The organism is Echinicola vietnamensis DSM 17526, assembly GCF_000325705.1.
Taxonomy (GTDB): Bacteria; Bacteroidota; Bacteroidia; order Cytophagales; family Cyclobacteriaceae; genus Echinicola; species Echinicola vietnamensis.
In genome coordinates this window covers 2,836,584-2,856,644 of sequence record NC_019904.1, presented here as the reverse complement: position 1 = coordinate 2,856,644, position 20,061 = coordinate 2,836,584, and the positions used below count along the sequence as shown (strand labels likewise).

Annotated in this window: 17 protein-coding genes and 1 tRNA gene; 10 read left to right on the top strand and 8 right to left on the bottom strand. The window is 44.4% G+C overall.

The window, feature by feature from the left end; translation table 11 throughout:
* Window positions 1-126 precede the first annotated feature (126 nt).
* From ECHVI_RS11760 to ECHVI_RS11745, 4 genes are all read right to left on the bottom strand, one after another.
* Window positions 127-2,526, bottom strand: a complete 2,400-nt coding sequence (locus tag ECHVI_RS11760; RefSeq protein ID WP_015266215.1) for a glycoside hydrolase family 3 N-terminal domain-containing protein — start codon at window positions 2,524-2,526, stop codon at window positions 127-129.
* Between the two features lie 576 nt (window positions 2,527-3,102).
* Window positions 3,103-3,185, bottom strand: a tRNA-Leu gene (locus ECHVI_RS11755).
* Window positions 3,186-3,301: 116 nt separating this feature from the next.
* Complete coding sequence (locus ECHVI_RS11750; RefSeq protein ID WP_015266214.1) at window positions 3,302-3,754, bottom strand: GNAT family N-acetyltransferase; 453 nt, start codon at window positions 3,752-3,754, stop codon at window positions 3,302-3,304.
* Entirely contained in the window at window positions 3,754-4,215 is a 462-nt protein-coding gene (locus ECHVI_RS11745) for a GNAT family N-acetyltransferase (RefSeq protein WP_015266213.1), read from the bottom strand. Before ECHVI_RS11745 ends, ECHVI_RS11750 begins: the two co-directional genes overlap by 1 nt.
* A gap of 255 nt (window positions 4,216-4,470) precedes the next feature.
* Between ECHVI_RS11745 and dinB the strand changes: the two genes are divergently transcribed.
* Together dinB and ECHVI_RS11735 are read left to right on the top strand one after the other, a co-directional pair.
* Complete coding sequence (gene dinB, locus ECHVI_RS11740; RefSeq protein WP_015266212.1) at window positions 4,471-5,667, top strand: DNA polymerase IV; 1,197 nt, start codon at window positions 4,471-4,473, stop codon at window positions 5,665-5,667.
* Between the two features lie 98 nt (window positions 5,668-5,765).
* Window positions 5,766-6,548 carry a DUF3050 domain-containing protein gene (locus ECHVI_RS11735; RefSeq protein ID WP_015266211.1) on the top strand — a complete coding sequence of 261 codons (783 nt, stop codon included), beginning with the start codon at window positions 5,766-5,768 and terminating at the stop codon, window positions 6,546-6,548.
* 225 nt (window positions 6,549-6,773) lie between these two features.
* On the opposite strand, the gene ECHVI_RS11725 is transcribed toward ECHVI_RS11735, so the two are convergent.
* Window positions 6,774-7,907 carry an MraY family glycosyltransferase gene (locus tag ECHVI_RS11725; protein ID WP_015266210.1) on the bottom strand — a complete coding sequence of 378 codons (1,134 nt, stop codon included), beginning with the start codon at window positions 7,905-7,907 and terminating at the stop codon, window positions 6,774-6,776.
* Window positions 7,908-8,395: 488 nt separating this feature from the next.
* Between ECHVI_RS11725 and ECHVI_RS11720 the strand changes: the two genes are divergently transcribed.
* A complete protein-coding gene (locus tag ECHVI_RS11720; protein ID WP_015266209.1) occupies window positions 8,396-9,856 on the top strand; it encodes a S41 family peptidase in 1,461 nt (486 codons plus the stop codon).
* 60 nt (window positions 9,857-9,916) lie between these two features.
* Here ECHVI_RS11720 and ECHVI_RS11715 read toward each other — a convergent pair whose 3' ends face one another.
* Genes ECHVI_RS11715 through ECHVI_RS11705 form a run of 3 tightly spaced genes read right to left on the bottom strand, consistent with a single transcriptional unit; the run spans window position 9,917 to window position 12,533 of the window.
* Window positions 9,917-10,627: a tetratricopeptide repeat protein gene (locus tag ECHVI_RS11715; RefSeq protein ID WP_015266208.1), complete on the bottom strand. Its 711-nt coding sequence runs from the start codon at window positions 10,625-10,627 to the stop codon at window positions 9,917-9,919.
* Between the two features lie 11 nt (window positions 10,628-10,638).
* Window positions 10,639-12,069, bottom strand: a complete 1,431-nt coding sequence (locus tag ECHVI_RS11710; RefSeq protein WP_015266207.1) for a CCA tRNA nucleotidyltransferase — start codon at window positions 12,067-12,069, stop codon at window positions 10,639-10,641.
* Window positions 12,066-12,533, bottom strand: coding sequence for a hypothetical protein (locus ECHVI_RS11705; RefSeq protein ID WP_015266206.1), 468 nt, complete (start codon window positions 12,531-12,533; stop codon window positions 12,066-12,068). The genes ECHVI_RS11710 and ECHVI_RS11705 overlap by 4 nt, the downstream gene beginning before the upstream one ends.
* A gap of 72 nt (window positions 12,534-12,605) precedes the next feature.
* Between ECHVI_RS11705 and ECHVI_RS11700 the strand changes: the two genes are divergently transcribed.
* The 7 genes from ECHVI_RS11700 (at window position 12,606) to dapB (ending at window position 20,056) form a co-directional block, all read left to right on the top strand.
* Window positions 12,606-12,869: a hypothetical protein gene (locus tag ECHVI_RS11700; protein WP_015266205.1), complete on the top strand. Its 264-nt coding sequence runs from the start codon at window positions 12,606-12,608 to the stop codon at window positions 12,867-12,869.
* A gap of 241 nt (window positions 12,870-13,110) precedes the next feature.
* Complete coding sequence (locus ECHVI_RS11695) at window positions 13,111-14,733, top strand: CTP synthase (protein WP_015266204.1); 1,623 nt, start codon at window positions 13,111-13,113, stop codon at window positions 14,731-14,733.
* Window positions 14,734-14,791: 58 nt separating this feature from the next.
* On the top strand, window positions 14,792-16,588 hold the full coding sequence (gene yidC / locus ECHVI_RS11690) for a membrane protein insertase YidC (protein ID WP_015266203.1): 1,797 nt from the start codon (window positions 14,792-14,794) through the stop codon (window positions 16,586-16,588).
* A 381-nt stretch (window positions 16,589-16,969) separates the two neighbouring features.
* Window positions 16,970-17,749, top strand: coding sequence for a ParA family protein (locus ECHVI_RS11685; protein WP_015266202.1), 780 nt, complete (start codon window positions 16,970-16,972; stop codon window positions 17,747-17,749).
* A gap of 15 nt (window positions 17,750-17,764) precedes the next feature.
* On the top strand, window positions 17,765-18,694 hold the full coding sequence (locus tag ECHVI_RS11680; RefSeq protein ID WP_015266201.1) for a ParB/RepB/Spo0J family partition protein: 930 nt from the start codon (window positions 17,765-17,767) through the stop codon (window positions 18,692-18,694).
* Window positions 18,695-18,803: 109 nt separating this feature from the next.
* The gene (locus ECHVI_RS11675) at window positions 18,804-19,328 is read left to right on the top strand and encodes a DUF5683 domain-containing protein (protein ID WP_015266200.1); all 525 of its coding nucleotides are present in this window, start codon (window positions 18,804-18,806) and stop codon (window positions 19,326-19,328) included.
* 5 nt (window positions 19,329-19,333) lie between these two features.
* Window positions 19,334-20,056 (top strand): 4-hydroxy-tetrahydrodipicolinate reductase, encoded by a 723-nt coding sequence (gene dapB, locus ECHVI_RS11670; RefSeq protein WP_015266199.1) that lies wholly within the window; start codon window positions 19,334-19,336, stop codon window positions 20,054-20,056.
* The last annotated feature ends 5 nt before the right edge of the window (window positions 20,057-20,061 follow it).

Genomic DNA, 20,061 nt, shown 5'->3' with positions numbered 1-20,061 from the left:
ATAAATAAATTCCTTTTAACATATTACAACTAATTACTGACCAAAGAGGCTTTTCCCAAAGGAATGCATTCCCATAGCTGTCGGCCTGGCCAAACATTCACTTTTTTTTATCCTTATCAAACCAAATCACTCCAAGATAAATTTCCCTTCCAGACGGATATCCCTGGAAGAACGGCCTACCAACACCTGAAAACTTCCGGGCTCCACTAACCAGTTCATATCCTGTCCAAGAACCTGCAGGTCTTCAGCCGTTAACATAAACGTGATTTTGCTGGACTCCCCAGCCGGCACCATCACCTTTTCAAACCGCTTCAGTTCTAGCAAAGGCCTTACGGTACTGCCAGCTTCATCCCTGACATACAGCTGCACCACTTCTTCACCGTCTACATTGCTGATATTGCTCACTTGAAAGTGTACCCTTACCGTGGGGGATCCTGCCATTCCGGAAGCCGTGACTTCCAGGTTATCATATTCAAAATCCGCATAGCTCAAGCCATGCCCAAAAGCATACAACGGCTCAGCACTGCCTTCCACATAATCGTGCCGCTTTGGATTCCGGTAGTTATAAAACACCGGTAATTGCCCAACAGACCGTGGCACAGAGATGGTCAATCTTCCGGAAGGATTGTAATCCCCAAAAAGCACATCTGCAATGGCATTGCCTCCTTCCTGTCCTGGATACCAAGCATCGACAATTGCCGGCACATGTTCATCTATCCAGTTGAGGTTTAGCGGACGTCCCTTGATCAATACCACCACAACAGGCGTACCAGTGGCCTGAACAGCTTGCACCAATTTGAGCTGATCACCCAACAGGTCCAGTGTCATCCGGTCAAAACCTTCCCCACTCTCCATATCACTGATCACCTGACCTTCTTCCGCCTCACTGACTTTCGCCGCTGCGGTTTCTTCATATTCTGTATCAAAGTCCCGTGCACTTGATCCGCCCAGCACCACTACCGCCACATCAGACCGAGCGGCCAAAGATGCTGCTTTGCCAATTTCACTTTGGGTGGTATCACGGATAGCACATCCTTTGACATAATTCACCCGAACATCCTTGCCTACTTTATTTTTTATCCCTTCCAAAACCGTCACCACATTTTCATTCGGCTGGGGAGCGGTATAGTCTCCTAGCTGGTTATACGTATTATCGGCATTCGGGCCGATAACTGCTATGCTATTTACCTTTTTCCGCAAGGGAAGAAGATCATTTTCATTCTTTAAAAGCACCACGGATTCACGGGCTACTTTTCGCGCCAACGCAATGTGTTTGGCTGATCTTACGAGGCTTTCTGCCTTTGAAGGATCCACATAAGGATTTTCAAAAAGCCCCATATCAAACTTCACCTTCAACACCCGGCGTACGGCTTCATCCAACACCTCTTGGGAAACGCCACCAGCCTGAACAGCCGCCAAGAGGTTCTTCCCAAACCCATAACCGCCCAAATCCGAATCCACTCCGGCATTAATGGCCAATTGTGCCGCTCCTTCTGCCGTTTCTGTCACATGGTGACTGCCACGCAGACCGCTAATGCTGCCCAAATCGGAAACTACAAAACCATTAAATCCCCAATCATCACGGAGGACATCATTTAACAAATGTCCGTTGGAGGTACACGGCACACCATCGATGGAGTTATAGGCTGTCATGACGGAAAGTGCCCCTTCCGCTACCGCTGCCTTGAATGGGGGCAAATAACTTTCATGCAGCTCCCGCTGCCCCACACTTACGCTGGTCCCATTATGCCCCCCCTCGGGCACCCCGTAGGCTGTGAAATGCTTTAGCGTTGAAATCACATTTTTTCCAGATGCAATGCTCTCCCCTTGAAACCCACTCACCATGGCCCTTCCCATCTGGCTATTGATATAGGGATCTTCTCCGTATGTCTCCTCCACACGAGACCACCGGGGCTCTCTCGCCAGGTCCAGCACCGGCCCATAGCCAATATGTCCTCCCTGCAGCCTGGCCTCCAAAGCAATCGCTGCCGCCATCTCCTGGATGAGCGCAGGATTCCACGTGCTTGCCTGACCGATGGAGGTAGGAAAAACCGTCGTGCCTATGGCCATGTGCCCATGCGGACATTCCTCGGCCAACATCATCGGAATTCCCAAACGGGTATTTTCAAGGACATATTTTTGCATGGCATTGGTTGCTTCCGCTGCTTGCTTGGGGTTCAGGCCCGTGACCAATGTCTTCTGTGTCCAGGGATCTGCTCGCAAAGTCGCCCACAGCATACCGATATGTTGCTGCTGCACCGCCTCTTCAAAGGCTTTGCTGACCTTGACATGATCGTCCCTTTTTTCATACATCTTCCATCCAAGCAAGGTAGACAGCTGCCCCACTTTTTCCTCCAGTGTCATCCTGCCCAAAAGGTCTTCCACCCGTTGGTCCACCGGAACAGTGGCCTGTTTGTACAAAGGCTCACTTTCCTCCTGCCCATAGGCCAAAAATGCCATCCCTAGGCACATAAACACAAACAACGGATATTTCAGTAATGACGAAAAGCTAAGATGTCTCCACATAACGATAAAGGGGATTAAATCAGGTACTACCTTGCAAATAGAATAACGAGGCCTCTATTTAGTTATTTTTTTAAAAAAGTAAAACCATAAAATTAAAAATATTAATACAAGTTTTCAATCTCTGTGTCAAAAGAAACCGAATGGAAGTTTTTTACCCTTTTCGAAAGAAAACAAAAACATCAATATTAAACTAAGGCACGTGCACTAATAGCTAAATCGATTTTTTATTCCTGACAAACCCTCGTTTGCAACGAGCGACTTACCGAGCAAGGCATTTGTAATGCGCTTGGAAATTCATCATGCACCACGCTTCTCGGGATTTGCCATCCTCCTTTAACCGGATTATAAATCCGAACCATTTGGGAGCCCTTTGGGGCTTTTGGCCTTTTTATTAAAATTATTTTAAGCCACGGATAAAAGGGATGAACACAGATTTGCAATACCTTAAGCTTCCTATCTGTGTTTATCAACGTTCATCCGTAGCCAAATAGAAACCAAAAAAGAACATGTTTCCCTCTTCTGCCTAGCTCCAAAAAACACAAAAGGCCCTTCGGTAATTACCGAAAGGCCTTTTTGTGCGCACGAGAGGATTCGAACCTCCACGCCCATAGGGCACCACCCCCTCAAGATGGCGTGTCTACCAGTTTCACCACGTGCGCAGGATAGGTTTGCAAAAGTAGAAAGATATCCTTTTTACTCCAAGGGATCAATCAACATTTATTCTTCAAAAAATCTTTGGTTATTTATGCAGGCCTGATAATCAGGCTGGTTCTCCCTAAATCTTTTTTTCCATGATAATTCTATGGTCCTCCGGCTTGTCCCGCTTGATCAGCTCGGTAATCATAAACCCTCGTTTCAGCCCAAACCGAATCATGTCGCTGTGGATGTTCCTGGTTTTGAACACCAGCTTTTGATAGCCCGATTTCTTCGCCCAGTCGGTCTGTACTTCCGCTAGGATTCCCGCTATGCCATTGCGCCGAAATGCCGGCAACACTCCCCCCATCCAGGAATAAAAGGTCTTTTCGTCCGTGGCATAGCCCACCTTAAACCCCACGAGCTTCCCCCCATACTCGGCCACCAGAATCAAATGGGGATTACTCTTCAACCGCTCAGCATAAGCTTCGTCCCCATAAGGCTGCTCAAACTCCGGTATGGCCACGCTCAGGGAGAGCACTTCTGCAATGGTGCCTCCCCGAATTACGATTTCTGGTTTCTCCTGGTTTTTCATCAAAGGTCTATTTCCATTTTAATATCACACCGGGCATATTTCCCTGCTTCGGGTACCACTTCTCTAAATCCCATTTTTCGGTACATATTGATCGCAGGGATCAGCTTTCTGCTGCTATAGAGCACCACTTTGCGGCCTCCCATTCCCCTGGCTACCTCCAAGATGGCCATTGCCAGGGCCCAACCTACCTTCTTGCCCTGAGCTGCAGGAACCACTCCCATTTTGGTCATTTCATAAACGCCGGCAGCATGCTCCTTTAAGGCCACGGTACCTACAATCTCCTCCTCCAATACCGCAAAAATCACCGCACCGCCTTTATCCAGCAAATTCTCTTGGGGATTTTCCAAAACGGCTATATCAACCGGTTCCAAGGTGAAATGTTCATTGATCCAAGCCTTGTTGATTGCTTCAAAATAAGGCTGCAGCGTAGGAGTAAAAGGAATAATACGAATAGCTTCCATATATCAAATCTAAAAATAATGGATAAAACATACCTCTCCAACATCCATCATAGGTGAATAGTTGCATTCTAGTAAAGTTATCCATAACCCTATTTGGTCAAAAACCGTCCAGCATTTTTATGACACCATTTCCCTTTTCCCTACAAAAACACTTCCTTTCTAGCCCTCAAAAAGACAGTAAGTGTCCCAATACCTTGGTGGTTACACTTGAGAAGTTTATATAATAAACTTAATTTTATTCATAATATAAACGTTATGGTCACTGCAAATAAACGAAGTATCGTCCATATGGACTTGGACTCATTCTTTGTTTCCGTCGAGCGCCTTTTTGACAACAGGCTTAAGGGGAGGCCCATTCTCATTGGCGGCACCGGAGATAGAGGCGTCGTGGCTTCATGCAGCTACGAAGCCCGCGTGTACGGCATCCACTCGGCCATGCCCATGCGGACCGCCAGACAGCTCTGTCCTGAAGCATTGATCATCAGGGGCGACAGTGAACGCTACAGTCAAAAATCCCATGAAATCACCGAGATCATTCGCGAAAGCGTTCCCTTATTCGAGAAATCCTCCATTGACGAGTTTTACATTGATTATTCCGGAATGGACCGTTTTTTCGGCTGTTTTAAAATGGCCCACGAATTGCGCCAAAAAATCATCAAGGAAACAGGGCTTCCCATTTCATTGGGGCTTTCTGAAAACAAAACCGTATCCAAGGTAGCCACTGGAGAAGCCAAGCCCAACAACGAAAAAGAGGTTCCTTATGGCAGTGAAAAACCTTTTTTGGCCCCTCTCTCGATAAGAAAAATCCCGATGATCGGCGAAAAGACTGCCCACAGCCTCTACGGAATGGGGGTAAAAAAGATCCAAACGCTGCAAACCATGCCACAAGAACTGCTGGAAAGTGCTTTTGGCAAAAACGGAAAATTACTATGGAACAAGGCCAATGGGATCGACAAAAGCCTGGTAGTGCCCTATTCTGAAGCAAAATCCATCTCTACCGAAAACACCTTCAGCCAAGACACCATTGATGTAAAAATGCTCGAGGCCACCTTAGTCGCCATGACCGAACAGCTGGCAACCAAGCTGCGCAAAAACCATCAACTCACCTGCTGCGCAAGTGTCAAAATCCGCTATTCGGATTTTGACACCCATACCATGCAACAACGTATCCCGTACACCGCAGCGGACCACACCCTTTTGCCGGTAGTCAAGGACCTGTTCAGAAAACTTTACAACCGCCGAATGCTTATCCGTTTGATAGGCATCAGGTTCAGTGCCCTGGTACATGGGCATTACCAGATCAACCTTTTTGAAGACACAGAAGACAGCATCAAGCTCTACCAGGCCCTGGATCGTATCAATGTAAAATATGGAGAAAAAACCGTTTGTAGGGCTGTAGGCATGAGCGTAGGAAGCAGAAATTTCAATCCTTTCAACGGAAACAGCCATTAGCACCGTTCTTTTTCGTGCCTTATGTTTGGACCAATTAACTTTTCACTAATTTTGCATGGAATTAAGAACACTATTGCTCCGATCATCCTTAAAACCCTATGGAAGAAATAAAGCACATCGAAACTGCCTTAGCTCCCCTCAAACGTAAGCTATCACAGCATCCCTTATATCAACAACTAAGCTCTTTAGAAGACATCAACACCTTCATGGAAGACCATGTCTATGCCGTCTGGGACTTTATGTCCTTGCTGAAGGCGTTGCAGCGGGAGCTTACCTGTGTAGCGGTCCCCTGGCTTCCCGCCCCCAATCCCAGCGTGGCCAGGTTTATCAATGAAATCGTATTGGGTGAGGAAACTGATGTAAATGAAAAAGGGGAAACCAAAAGCCACTTCGAAATGTACCTGGATGCGATGCACCAAACAGGTGCCCATACACCAAAAATCCAACATTTCACCTTTTTGCTATCCCAGCAAAAAACGGTAACAGAAGCCCTTGACACGGTGGGGGCGGATATAGCGGTGCAGGATTTTGTCAATTTCACCTTTAAAGTGATTGCTACAGGAAAGCCCCATCTCATTGCTTCGGCCTTTACTTTCGGCAGGGAAGACTTGATTCCAGACATGTTTATCGAGATCACCAAAGAAGCAGAACAAAATGACAACCGCTCGTACAGCAAACTCCTTTATTACCTCAACAGACATATCGAACTGGATGGAGATGAACATGGACCACTTTCCATGCAAATGATCGCTGAGCTCTGTGGCGACGATTCCGAAAAATGGACGGAGTGTTTGGATACTGCCAAAGCAGCACTTCAACACCGTTTACAGCTTTGGGATAGCATTACCGAAAAGATCAAAATGAAACAAGCCTTAGTTTAATGCCCCAAGAGGAGAAAAGGCAGTGCATTCCTTTTGGGTGCGGATGCGGTATGGCAAGACAGCCATCACAGCAGCATCAAAACAAGCATATTACTTGACCTTCTTTCTGCATTAAGCCTGAAGGCAATACCGTTTAAGCTCGCCCCTTTTCCATTCTACATTTGCCTCGGAACGATGACCATGATGATGGAATTTAACCTGGGTTTTGCCTTCGCCGCATTCAACTTAAACAGGCTCTTCTTTTAACTCTCGTCTTTTCTCTTGTTCACTTGCTGTGGCCAATACTCCCGGAGATTGTCGAGCGATCCTTTTCACCTTTCGCAGGGTTACTGCATCCAACGTCATGCACAGCACCACTACTGTCCCCAATACCATCGGTAACAACACATTGTCCGAAAAATCAGCCATGGAAACAACCATGCATAAAAACAACAGTTTAATCCCCCCTAAAACCAGTGCTACCTGATCATGACGCAAGCCTGACCTTAACAAAAAGTGATGTACATGGGACTTGTCAGCTGCCATGGGAGGTCTTCCTCTTCTTACGCGCTTGACCATCACCCTCAAAGTATCAAAACAAGAAACCAACACCAATGCCAGGCCCGCAGTGATGGGCGCTTCAAATCGCATAAAATGGGCAGGTGAAAGTATTTGGCCATTAGCCTCGACGAAAAACACACTGAGCACCGCTAGTATAAAACCCAATGTCAGGGATCCGGTATCTCCCATAAAAATTTTGGCCGGATGCCAATTATATACCATAAATGCCAAAACCCCTCCAGAACAGGCCAAAGCAATCATTCCATAAGTAAGAAATCCTGCCGCGAGAAACCATCCTCCCAAAAACAAAAAGGAAATCAAACTCAACGTTCCCGCTAGACCGTCCAGGCCGTCCACCAAATTGAAAGCGTTGGTAAGCCCTATTATAACAAAAATCGTCAGTGCATAACTCACCCAAACCGGCAGCTCCTCTATGCCCAAAAACCCATAAAAACCACTCACTCTGATATCTCCCAAGACCACTACCAAGCCAATGGCCAAAAGCTGCCCCAAGAGTTTTTGCATTGCAGTCAATTCAACCAAGTCATCCCTTAATCCTACCAAAAACATCACCCCGAACCCCATCATTAAAAAACGGACATCTGACCATTGCTGCCAATCCATGGTGATGACAAGGCTCATTAACATCGCGATTACGATCCCAATACCTCCCATGGAGGGTATGGCTTCCTTATGGATCTTTCTGCCTCCAGGAACATCCAGAATATTGGTTCTTTTGATTACTTTGATAATGACGGGAATGATTAATAACCCGATAAAAAAGGCTATTGGAATGGTAGAGAGTTGAAACATATACATGCACTTGGTTTAATAAAGACGATATTCTTTTCGCGGGTGATACTTATATCTTTTTGCCAACTACTGTGCCATTAAATTTAAAAATCTTCCTACTCCGATAGAACACGAAACCCATTCCATTTTATAAATTGTAGGGCTGTAGAAGTTTTACACAAACATTCTACACATAGTAGATTCTTTTCCGAAAAAAATTCGGATTACACACATTTTCAAGTAGTTTATTCCTTTTATCCTTTGCAAATTTACCACTGCTTTGCAGTTAATACAATACCCTTTTTGGGGTATTTTTCGCGACCATATAATTTTTCAGGAATATTCCCCCCCTAAAAACCGCCATCGCTGCCTATACAAGCACTTATTACTACGCACAAAAATCACTGCTGATTTTTGTTTTTTTTACGTATGCTATATTATGATATCTTTATATGTCTTATATTGACTTAATGCAGAAGCTATATTTGGAAAAGTAGAAATTAAATTTAGCACTTATGAAAATATTTACTACATACCGCTGGCTAATTGCCCTAGTATTTATGGCCAGTTTATCCATTTCATGTTCAGACCGAGAAATGGAACCTAATCCAAAGCCAGACAATGGCCCGGAACCTACTGAAGACCCCGATGTGGTCATTAACGAATGGATTCAAGCCGTGATGGAGGAGGTTTATCTTTGGACAGATACCATGAATGATCCCATTTCTTTGGATGCTGATCCCGAAGCATATTTTGATGCCTTATTGGTAAACCAAGATCGATTTTCAGTGATTTACCCCAATTATGAAGAATTGGTGAAGCGCTTGGAGGGCGTCCAAAAAGAAGCTGGATATCAATTTCAATTGGTTCGCGCAAGCAGTAACTCCAATGACGTATTTGGTGTCATCACCTATGTAAAAAAAGGAAGTCCAGCCGAACAGGCCGGCTTAAAAAGAAATGACCGTTTCTTCGAAATAAATGGTATCCAGATAACGACTACCAATTATTCCTCTTTGATCCAAAGCACCGGAGAAGTCCATACATTGGACATCAGACGGCTCAATAAAGACAATGGACAATTTGAAATGCTCGCAGAAGCCCCTTTGTCTCTTTCTGTGGTAGAATTAGCCGAAAACCCCATCCTTTTGGACAGCATATACACTTTAGAAAATAAAAAGATCGGATATCTCGTATACAACTTCTTTGCTCCCGGTGAAGAGTTGGAATCAGAAAACATCCGCTACGGCGTATATGACCAACAACTTGAAGAAATTTTTGCAGCATTCAAGTCAAATGGAGTAGATGAATTGGTACTTGACCTGCGCTATAATGGCGGTGGATACACTTCCAGTGCCGTGCATCTGGCCAGTCTTATTGGCAAAGGCATTACTAACCAAGACATCTTTTACTACACCCAGTACAATGATTTGGTACAATCCTATTATCAACAGACCTATGGCACTGATTTTTTCAATACCAAGTTCGTTGATAAATCCCAAAACATAGGAAACCAAATATCCTCTGGAAAGCTTTATGTGCTCGCTACGGGCAATACTGCTTCTGCAAGTGAACTGATCATTAACGGATTGAGGCCTTATATGGATGTGGTGGTCATTGGCGAAACCACCTATGGAAAAAATGTAGGCTCCATCACCATCCAAGACACCGAAAACGAGGAAAATGAGTATGGCCTCTTACCGATTATTTCGCAAAGCTATAACAAAAACGACGAATCTGATTACGCCACGGGCTTTGTTCCTGACATCACATCTGATGAATTTGCGAACAACTTTAACATTCTGCCCCTGGGTGATGTAAACGAGGAAATGTTAAGTGATGCAATTGACGCTATTTTCGGTAACACTACCGGAGCAAATGCCCGTACCTTTACAGGCGAATCGCTTAAAGTAGACAACAGTATCCGACATCAATTCAGGTTTGGCCAAATGATCGAACCAACCCCTGAGTTTAAGTAAATCCAGGTAAAAAAAAGCCCGGGCATTCTCCCGGGCTTTTTTTGTTTGATGCTCTTTATACTATTTATTCAGATCACTAAGATTTTTCTTGGCAATCGCGAATTCCGGTTCATTTGCCAAGGCTGCTTCGAATGCTGTCTTGGCTTCTGAAGTAGCGCCTTGATCTTTGTAGATCAAACCTTTTAGATTTAATGCCGCCGCTTTCATGCTTACATCCTGTGTGGAATTGTCCTCAAGAGGGAAGGTCAGCTTTTGCTCTTCAGATTTATTGTTCTTCACCAACATCTCCACCGAATTAAGCGCCTCATCATACTTCTTAAGGGAATACTGTAAGTAAGCCGTTTTATACAAGCTGAACATATCTCCAGACAATAAATGTAGAGATTCAAAGTGCGGTAAGGCCCTGTCCAGCGCCCCTAATTGCTCCAAGGAATATGCCGCTATCTCCAGTGCGGGAATGTTCTGGTCATCCACCTTCAGGATATCAAGGGCCACCAGTGCGGCTGAGCTAAACTGCTCCATCTCATAGTACAGTGAAGCCAAGAGCTCTGCATAGCGTGGATTTTCAGGATTTTGCACAATCAACTCATACAACTTGTTTTTAGCTACAGAAGGATCATTGTAGCGCAAAGCCATTTGGTAAATCCGCAAAGCACCCTGATCTTTAACCGCTTTGCTACTGTCTTTTACTGCAGTGGTAGTAGAATCCTGGGCCTTTACACCCAAACAAATCATAAACAGCGCCAAGGCTGCGATTTTAAACTTATTCATACGCTTAATTACTAATTTTCCTTTTTGGTAATACCTTTTGCTTTGGCCAGTCTATACATTAACTGTATGGCCTGGTCTTTATTGTTTTCAATTTGGCCTTCTAATATAGCCTCTTTTATTTCTTCCTTTAGCTCTCCCACTATTTTTGATGGTGACAAGCCAAATATTTCCATAATCTCCTCCCCGGATACGGGAGGTTGGAAATTTCTGACATGGTCTTTTTCTTCGACCTCCTGAATTTTCCGCTCCACTTTATCAAAGTTGGCCAGAAAACGCTTTACCCGGTTAGGGTTCTTGGAAGTCACGTCCGCCCTGCACAGCTTCATCAGGTCATCTACGTCATCACCAGCCTCATACAGCAGTCTTCTTACCGCCGAGTCGGTCACCTTATCATTGACCAATGCAATGGGCCGCAAATGCAATCTTACTAATTTCTGCACATATTTCATGCGCTCATCCATTGGTAATTTCAGCTTTCTGAAGATTTTCGGGGTCATCCGAGCCCCTTTATCCTCATGCCCGTGAAAAGTCCAGCCTACTTTCTTATTGAAGCGCTTGGTTGCTGGTTTGGCAATATCGTGCATGATGGCCGCCCATCGCAACCATAAATTATCCGTGGTGGTGCTGACATTATCCAGTACTTGTAACGTATGGTAGAAATTATCCTTATGGGACTTGTCCCCCACGGAATCCACCCCCTGTAAATCCACCATTTCCGGAAAAAACTGATGAAGAAGTTTACTCACAAACAACAGCTTAAACCCATAACTAGGCGTTTCTGAAAGGATAATTTTATTAAGTTCGCCAATAATACGTTCACCGGATATGATTTTCAGCCGCTCGGCATTCCGGATAAGTCCATCAAATGTCGCGGGCTCGATATCAAAATCAAGCTGTGCGGCAAAACGAACTGCCCGTAGCATTCTCAGCGGATCGTCAGAAAAGGTCGTATCCGGATCCAGTGGTGTCCGAATCAGTTTTCTTTTCAGGTCCCTGACACCATCAAATGGATCCACCAATTCACCATAATTGGCCTTGTTAATGGAAATGGCCATGGCATTTATGGTGAAGTCGCGGCGTTCCTGATCTTCTTGGAGCGTTCCATCCTCCACGATGGGTTTCCTGGAATCGTGTCGGTAGGACTCTTTCCTCGCCCCCACAAACTCCAATTCCCAATCCTCCAGCTTGATCATGGCCGTACCAAAATTCTTGAACACGGACAACGGAACATGCTCCCCAAAAGAAGCTGCCACCTCTTTGGCCAAGGTTATTCCGCTGCCCACGCAGACAAAATCAATGTCCTTGGCTTTTTTATTTTTCCTTTTCAGCAACAAGTCTCGTACAAATCCCCCTACCACATAGGCTTCCAAGCCTAACGCATCCGCACACTCGCCTACTCTTTTGACCACTTCAAACGGTGCTATTTCTTTGGTTAAGTTCATTCCCCTATTTTTACATCTCCATCTGCACTCAGAAAAAGTCTTTTTACATCATTTTGGAACAAGGGGAACTTCTCAGAAACTTTCCCGATAGCTTCCTCTTCCTTTCCATGCTGGACCACCAATGGCCTGCTAAAACTAAAAACGATATTGTTCCAAAACCCCTTTTTCAAGATCCCGAACTTCACCTTAGCCTCATGGACGGGTCCTTGCTGCAGCAGGTCACTGGCCCAGGAAGTATACACGGTAGGTTTGGTGGCAAATTCAATTATATCAAGTGCGATTTCAGAAAATTGTCCCGCCAATGCCCTTATCTGAAACAGGTCCACCAGCAGAAAAATGGCCTTCGGATCATCCGTCTCCTGAAAATGCTCTGGAACGATCAATTGAACCGGTTTCCCGCTTCCCTCCAGAACACAGACACGTCCCTTTTCCCTCAATTCCTCAACAATGGTCTTTACTTCCATTCCTTCTTTAGTTTTATTGAACGCCAAAATTAAAATACTTTATGAAGTAGTCCGTATTTTTTTTGCATTTACATGACCATCTCCTTCAGAAAACCTCTCGACAACATTTTTCCAAAACAATTCAATGAAGATACAAATATTTTACCTATCTTTGCACTTCAATTTGGATCAGAACAAAAATTTGAATACGATATGGCAGTTACTACATTAAAAAGAAAAGCGAGAAGAAACAGGCAAAGACAGGTTACCCGTGTAATCAAGATCAAACAGCTTAACGCTAAGCCTGTAATCAAGAATGTGGATGTGGAAGAGCTTAAGAAAGAGTTCTCAAAATAATAGTGCCACAAGTGCATATCAAAAGAGGCCATCTACTTCGGTAGGTGGCCTCTTTTGATGTGTAACCACCTAATTATCAAACACTAATTAATCCATCAGGCATCTAAAATGTCCGTCAGAAGGTTTATGGGGCCATTACGAGGGGAAAACAAAATTTTAATCCAAACCTCCTCCCTCAAGTCAATAATTTTATTTAATTTTGAGCCCCATAGGAATTCAAACAAAACATTATAACATTCTTATGGCATCACCCACTAAGTATATCTTTATTACAGGGGGAGTTACTTCTTCATTAGGCAAAGGAATCATTGCTGCATCTCTGGCAAAACTGCTTCAGTCCAGAGGATTTAAAGTTACCATCCAAAAATTCGACCCTTACCTGAACATTGATCCAGGTACGCTCAATCCTTATGAGCACGGCGAATGCTTCGTCACGGAGGACGGCGCAGAAACCGATTTGGATCTGGGGCATTATGAGCGTTTCCTGAACACCAACACTTCTCAGGACAACAATGTGACCACGGGTAGAATTTACAACAACGTCATTACCAAAGAACGAAAAGGAGAATTCTTGGGAAAGACGGTTCAGGTGATTCCGCATATCACGGATGAAATCAAAAACAGTTTTTACAAGCTTGGGGAAGAAGGAAATTACGATGTCGTCATCACCGAGATTGGCGGCTGTGTGGGGGATATCGAGTCCCTTCCGTTTATTGAAGCGGTGAGGCAGGCACGATGGGACTTGGGACCCAATAATTTCCTCGTCGTCCACCTTACGCTCATTCCATACCTTTCCGCTGCCAAGGAACTGAAAACCAAACCTACCCAGCATTCGGTAAAACAACTGCTAGAGGCAGGGATCCAGCCGGACATTCTGGTATGTCGTTCCGAACACCACCTTCCGCTCGATGTAAAGAAAAAGCTAGCGCTTTTCTGTAACGTACAGCTAAACTGCGTCATCGAAGCCATGGATGCCGAAACCATTTATGATGTCCCGCTTCATATGAAGAAGGAAAAGCTGGACGAACGGGTGATGACCAAACTGAAACTTCCTTCAAAGTCCGACACGAAGCTGGAACTGTGGAAAGAATTTTTAGGCAGACTTAAAAACCCTACACAAGAAGTCAATATCGGCTTGATCGGGAAATACATTTCCTTGCCTGATGCCTATAAATCCATCATCGAATCCTTTACCCACGGAGGAGCGGCCTGCGAAACCAAGGTCAACCTTTCCCTGATTTCTTCAGAGGAAATCGAAAAAGAAAACGTAGCGAAGAAGCTGGCGGAACTTGACGGGATCCTTGTAGCACCTGGATTTGGAGAGCGGGGACTTGAAGGTAAGCTGGAAACTGTTAAATTTGCCCGTACCAATAAAATTCCGTTTTTCGGAATTTGCTTGGGAATGCAAGTAGCGGTGATCGAATTTGCCAGAAACGTCCTTGGTTTGGCCGATGCCAACTCCATAGAAATGAATCCCGAGACACCGCACCCGGTGATTTCGTTAATGGAAGAGCAAAAAAACGTGGAGCAAATGGGAGGTACCATGCGACTGGGCTCCTATCCTTGTGAACTCACCAAGGGCACCAAGGTAAGTGCTGCTTATGGCAAGGCCAAGATACAGGAAAGGCACAGGCACCGCTATGAATTCAACAACGATTACTTAACACAATATAAAGAGAAGGGAATGGTGCCGACAGGCATCAACCCGGAAAGTGGCTTGGTAGAGATTGTAGAGCTAAAAGACCATCCATGGTTCGTAGGTACACAATTTCACCCAGAATATAAAAGCACGGTGCTGAATCCGCACCCACTTTTTGTACGGTTTATCCAAGCCACCCTGGACAATAAAAAGAACAATAACTAAAGCAAAATACATCAAAGGGCTTTTATTGCCCTTTGATGGTTTTCTGAATTAAATAACTATGGATAGAAATCAAGCGACAGGTCTAATCCTTTTCGCAGCCGTGCTACTGATTTACTCATTCTTTTTCAGTTCTCCAGAGCCGGTCACAGATGAGCAAAGCACTACCTCCACTGAAGTACAGGATGATAGCGCTTCAAAACAGACTGCTGAACCCTCCACCCCAGCACTTCCAGACAGTGTCAAAAATCTACAAAACCAACAGCAATTTGGTGAATTCTCTTCCTTGGTAGAGGGAAAAGAGGAATCGGTAGTACTGGAAAATGAACTTGTAAAAATCACCTTTTCTAGCAAAGGCGGTGAAATAAAAAGTGTCGAATTAAAGAACTATAAGACCTGGGCCAAGCAACCATTAATCTTAATGGATGAGCAGAGCGCCTCGATCGACTACCAAATTCAGACCAACAAAGGCCCTATGAGCCTAAACCAATTTTACTTTGTTGGAGAAAAAAGCACTGTAACGGTAGACGAAACACCTGCCCAGCAATTGACTTTCAAGGCTACGACCGCCTCGGGCAGCATCACCAGAACCTACACCCTGCCTGATGGCAAATATGTGGTCGATCAACAGATCAAGACCAACGGGCTTAGCAGTCTCTCAGACCAACACATTAATGTCCTATGGGAAGATCGCTTAAAGAAGCAAGAAGCGGACATCAGTGAATCAAGACGTAAAACGTACGTAAACTTCTACACCACTGAAGGAGATTATGACTACCTGAGTGCGTCATCAGATGAAGATGCGGAACGACCCAGCGAGCCGATCAAATGGGTAGCTTTCAAGCAGCGCTTTTTTACCGCAGGCATCATTGCTCCGGATCAGTTTACGGAGGTAAGCTTGGAGCAGACTGTTCCTACGGACACCATGTCGGTCAAAAACATGACCGCCAGCCTTTCCCTGCCATTGGAGAATGGTCAAGCTAGCAATAGCTATTATTTTGGGCCAAACAACTATAAAATCCTAAAGAAGGTCACGCCAGATTTTGAAAAGAATGTGGACATGGGCTATTTCTTTGTAAGCTGGGTAAACAAATACATCATTGTCAACCTTTTCCACTACTTGGAAAAGATCATCAGTAATTATGGTGTAATCATTATCCTGATCGTATTCATCATCAAACTGTTTTTGTTCCCACTGACCTACAAGTCTTACATTGGCATGGCCAAGATGCGGGTAATCAAACCGGAAATTGATGAGCTAAAGGAAAAGTATCCTGATGACCCTACCAAGCAGCAGCAAGAGCAGATGAAGCTTTTCAGTCAGCTTGGTGTAAGCCCTATCAGCGGCTGTCTGCCAATGATCTTACAGATGCCGTTCTTGTTTGCCATGTTCTTTTTCTTCCCAAATTCCATCGAACTGCGCCAAGAGAGCTTCCTGTGGGCACATGACCTGTCCACATATGATTCCATCATAAACTTGCCCTTTACCATTCCTTTTTATGGAAGTCACGTCAGCCTGTTCACCTTGTTGATGACGGTATCCCAAATCGTATATACCCGATTCAACAACCAGCTGACAGCTGCACAAGGCCCTATGAAGAACCTGGGCTATATCATGCCAGTAACCTTTATGTTTGTATTGAACTCCTACCCTGCGGCATTGAGTTTTTATTACTTTGTTTCGAACATGGTTACTTTCGGCCAGCAAGCCATCATCAAGCGATTTGTGGATGATGATAAAATCCGTGAGAAAATCGAGAAAAACAAAAAGAAAAACGCCAATAAAAAGAAGTCAAAATTCCAGCAACGGTTAGAAGACGCCATGAAAGCAGCCGAAGCAAACAAAAAGAAAAAATAAAAGGGATTTAAATCCTAATTCAAAAGGTGGCCTTCAAAAGCCACCTTTTTTTGAATCATCTTGGTGACATTTTATGATAGTAGAGGCTTTTAGAGCGTTATAAATCAAATCGTTAAACCTATCCACATGCCATTGTGGAAAACAAACTATTTCATGTAAGGATTAAACTTATATCTTTGTGTTGCGTGAAATTAACATTTTGGAAGAGATGTAGCGACATGGTTCTTGAATAGCAAAACAATACGTGTTTTGTTTAAAAGGAAGAGAATTCTTAAAAACAACGGTTAAATTACCCGTCTCGGGAATTCTTAAAAAATGTAAATCTCGCTGTATTCGAAATGTTTATGCTTAATATTGACCAAAAATCACTACTTGACACCAATGGGAAAAATCGTAGCTATCGCCAATCAAAAAGGAGGAGTGGGAAAAACGACCACCGCAATGAACCTTGCTGCCAGTCTGGCGGTACTGGAATTTAAGACGTTGGTCATTGACGCTGATCCTCAGGCCAATACCACTTCCGGATTGGGACAAGACCCTAAAGAAATCGAAAACAGTATTTATGAATGTATGGTCGATGGGGTGGACATTTCCTCCATTGTCATCAAAACTGAAATCGACAACCTTGAGCTGGTTCCTTCCCATATTGACTTGGTGGGTGCAGAAGTAGAAATGATCAATATAGAAAACAGGGAAGAAAAAATGCGGGAGGTGGTAGAACCTTTAAAAGACCAATATGATTTTATCATCATAGACTGTTCTCCATCTCTTGGGCTGATCACGATCAATGCCCTCACCGCTGCCAATTCTGTCATTATCCCAGTGCAGTGCGAATATTTCGCATTGGAAGGTTTGGGCAAGTTACTCAATACCATAAAAATTATCCAAACCCGGCTAAATCCCGACTTAGAAATAGAGGGGATATTGCTGACCATGTATGATGTTCGTCTTCGTCTATCCAATCAGGTGGTAGAAGAAGTCCAGATGCATTTCAAGAACATGGTCTTTAATACGATCATTCCTAGAAACGTTAAATTGGGGGAATCGCCAAGCTTCGGACTTCCTGCAATTGCTTTTGATGCAGAAGGTAAGGGAGCACTGTCTTACCTAAATCTCGCCAATGAAATCGCAGAACGTAATGGATTGGTAAAAATGAATTAACATCTCAGAACAATTATGGCTGATAATAAAAAAACCACAACAAATAAGAAAAAAGCATTGGGAAGGGGCCTGGGGGCTTTGCTGCAGGACTCTCCAAACAAAGAGCCCAAAGATGAAGTCCAAGAGCAGGCTCGCCCTGAGGCAGGAATTTATGAGATCCCTTTGGATGAAATCCAGGTCAATCCCTATCAGCCAAGAACCCACTTTGACAAGGACGCATTACAGGAACTTGCGGACTCCATCACCGTTCAAGGTATCATCCAGCCTATCACGGTAAGAAAACTCTCCGATAACGAATACCAGTTGATCTCCGGAGAAAGGCGTTTTCAGGCTTCCAAGCTTGCCGGCCTCACCATGGTACCTGCCTATGTCAGAACGGCCAATGATCAGCAAATGCTGGAAATGGCCCTTATTGAAAACATCCAGCGGGAAAATCTAAATGCCTTGGAAATCGCCCATTCTTATCAGCGGTTGCTTTCCGAATGTGAACTCAAGCAAGAACAGCTTGGGGACCGCGTGGGAAAAAACAGGACGACCGTAAACAACTACCTTCGTCTGCTAAAACTTCCACCGGATATCCAGGCGGGCATCAGAGACAAAAAAATCTCCATGGGCCATGCCCGAGCATTGATCAATGTGGAAGATGTGGACAAGCAGTTGGCCATTTACCGTAAGACCCTTGAGGAGGAACTCAGTGTCAGAAAAGTGGAAGCTTTGGTAAAAGCACTCCATGAGGATGGTGAAGAAGAAAAAACCATTTCCAACAAACCAGACCTGGATCCCGTAAAGAAATACGAACTCGGAAAACTCCAGCAAAAGCTTGCCTCCCACCTGGGCACAAAGGTCAGCCTCAAAATGGATCATAAAGATAAAGGAGAAATAAAAATTCCTTTTGGCTCTACCGATGACCTGAATCGCATTTTAGAAATTCTAGAGATCATTTAGTGTGCACCATATTGCCCTCACGCATATTACTGACCAAAACATCAAGGCAATAGTTTTTCATGTTAAAACTATTGCTGTTTTTGTTTTATTTCTCCTTTTCCAAAGCCCCGTGCTTGGTCAGGAAGTAAGGGCTATTGCGCCAGACTCCACAGAGCAGGTCGAAATCAACATCAACAAGGACGACATCAAAGACCCCAAAAAAGCAGCACTTCTATCCGCCATCCTCCCCGGTGCAGGACAGGTATATAACGAGAAAATGTGGAAAGTTCCGATTATTTATGGTGGAATCATCACTACTGCTTACTTTGTAGAGTTTAATAACAGACGATATCAAATATTCAAGGAGGCCTTGACCATCTACCGAGATGATGACGAAAGTACCGACAATATTTTCCCGAACCTGAACGAAGATGGGCTTATCAGGAATGTCGACTATTGGCGACGAAACCGAGATGCCTGCTATTTGATTTTTACGGCCATTTACGCGCTCAATATCGTGGACGCCCTAGTGGACGCCCATTTATCCGGCTTTGACGTGTCAAATGACCTGACCTTTAAATTAGAACCTTCTGTAGAACCCACCTATGCAAGTAGGAATGCAATAGGATTATCATTTAAAATACAATTTAAATAACCGAAATGAACATATTGATTTTAGGCTATGGCAAAATGGGCAAAATCATTTCGCAAATTGCCGAAGAAAGAGGCCATACCATTGCCGCGAAAATTGACGAAAGCAACATCCATGAACTTGATAAACTGGATACCACCAAGGTAGACGCGGCCATCGAATTCAGTCAGCCTGATGCAGCTGTACAGAACCTCTCATGGGCGATCAAGCACAATATCCCTGTAGTCTGCGGCACTACTGGCTGGCTCGATAAAAAACCAGAAATCGAACGCCTGACGCTATCCAATGGCGGCGCATTTTTCTATGCCTCAAATTACAGCATCGGCGTAAACATCCTGTTCAAAGTAAACAGCTTTTTGGCCAAAATCATGAATGAGCAGCCAGCATATACGGTAAAGATGGAAGAGATCCATCATACTGAAAAGAAGGATGCCCCTAGTGGTACGGCCATTACCTTGGCCGAATCGATCATTGACCGAGTGGACAGGGTAAAGCGTTGGGATCTGGACAAAGATGTGAACGGTAACGAACACAGCCTCCCCATCACCGCCAAGCGGATCGATCCTGCTCCGGGAACGCATATTGTGACCTACCAATCAGAAATCGACGATATTGAGATCAAACACACCGCTCATAGCCGAAAGGGCTTTGCGCTTGGCGCAGTTTTGGTAGCTGAGTGGATCAAAGACAAAAAAGGTGTACTGTCCATGGACGACTACCTTACCTTCTAATAAAT

Bases quoted from the DNA above. Each gene is read 5' to 3' on its own strand.
- ECHVI_RS11760 (WP_015266215.1), bottom strand. From the start codon at position 2,526: ATGTGGAGACATCTTAGCTTTTCGTCATTACTGAAATATCCGTTGTTT.
- ECHVI_RS11685 (WP_015266202.1), top strand. From the start codon at position 16,970: ATGGGAAAAATCGTAGCTATCGCCAATCAAAAAGGAGGAGTGGGAAAA.
- dapB (WP_015266199.1), top strand. From the start codon at position 19,334: ATGAACATATTGATTTTAGGCTATGGCAAAATGGGCAAAATCATTTCG.
- ECHVI_RS11700 (WP_015266205.1), top strand. From the start codon at position 12,606: ATGACCATCTCCTTCAGAAAACCTCTCGACAACATTTTTCCAAAACAA.
- ECHVI_RS11735 (WP_015266211.1), top strand. From the start codon at position 5,766: ATGGAAGAAATAAAGCACATCGAAACTGCCTTAGCTCCCCTCAAACGT.
- ECHVI_RS11750 (WP_015266214.1), bottom strand. From the start codon at position 3,754: ATGAAAAACCAGGAGAAACCAGAAATCGTAATTCGGGGAGGCACCATT.
- ECHVI_RS11720 (WP_015266209.1), top strand. From the start codon at position 8,396: ATGAAAATATTTACTACATACCGCTGGCTAATTGCCCTAGTATTTATG.
- ECHVI_RS11695 (WP_015266204.1), top strand. From the start codon at position 13,111: ATGGCATCACCCACTAAGTATATCTTTATTACAGGGGGAGTTACTTCT.
- ECHVI_RS11715 (WP_015266208.1), bottom strand. From the start codon at position 10,627: ATGAATAAGTTTAAAATCGCAGCCTTGGCGCTGTTTATGATTTGTTTG.
- ECHVI_RS11725 (WP_015266210.1), bottom strand. From the start codon at position 7,907: ATGTATATGTTTCAACTCTCTACCATTCCAATAGCCTTTTTTATCGGG.
- yidC (WP_015266203.1), top strand. From the start codon at position 14,792: ATGGATAGAAATCAAGCGACAGGTCTAATCCTTTTCGCAGCCGTGCTA.
- ECHVI_RS11705 (WP_015266206.1), bottom strand. From the start codon at position 12,533: ATGGAAGTAAAGACCATTGTTGAGGAATTGAGGGAAAAGGGACGTGTC.
- ECHVI_RS11745 (WP_015266213.1), bottom strand. From the start codon at position 4,215: ATGGAAGCTATTCGTATTATTCCTTTTACTCCTACGCTGCAGCCTTAT.
- dinB (WP_015266212.1), top strand. From the start codon at position 4,471: ATGGTCACTGCAAATAAACGAAGTATCGTCCATATGGACTTGGACTCA.
- ECHVI_RS11710 (WP_015266207.1), bottom strand. From the start codon at position 12,069: ATGAACTTAACCAAAGAAATAGCACCGTTTGAAGTGGTCAAAAGAGTA.
- ECHVI_RS11680 (WP_015266201.1), top strand. From the start codon at position 17,765: ATGGCTGATAATAAAAAAACCACAACAAATAAGAAAAAAGCATTGGGA.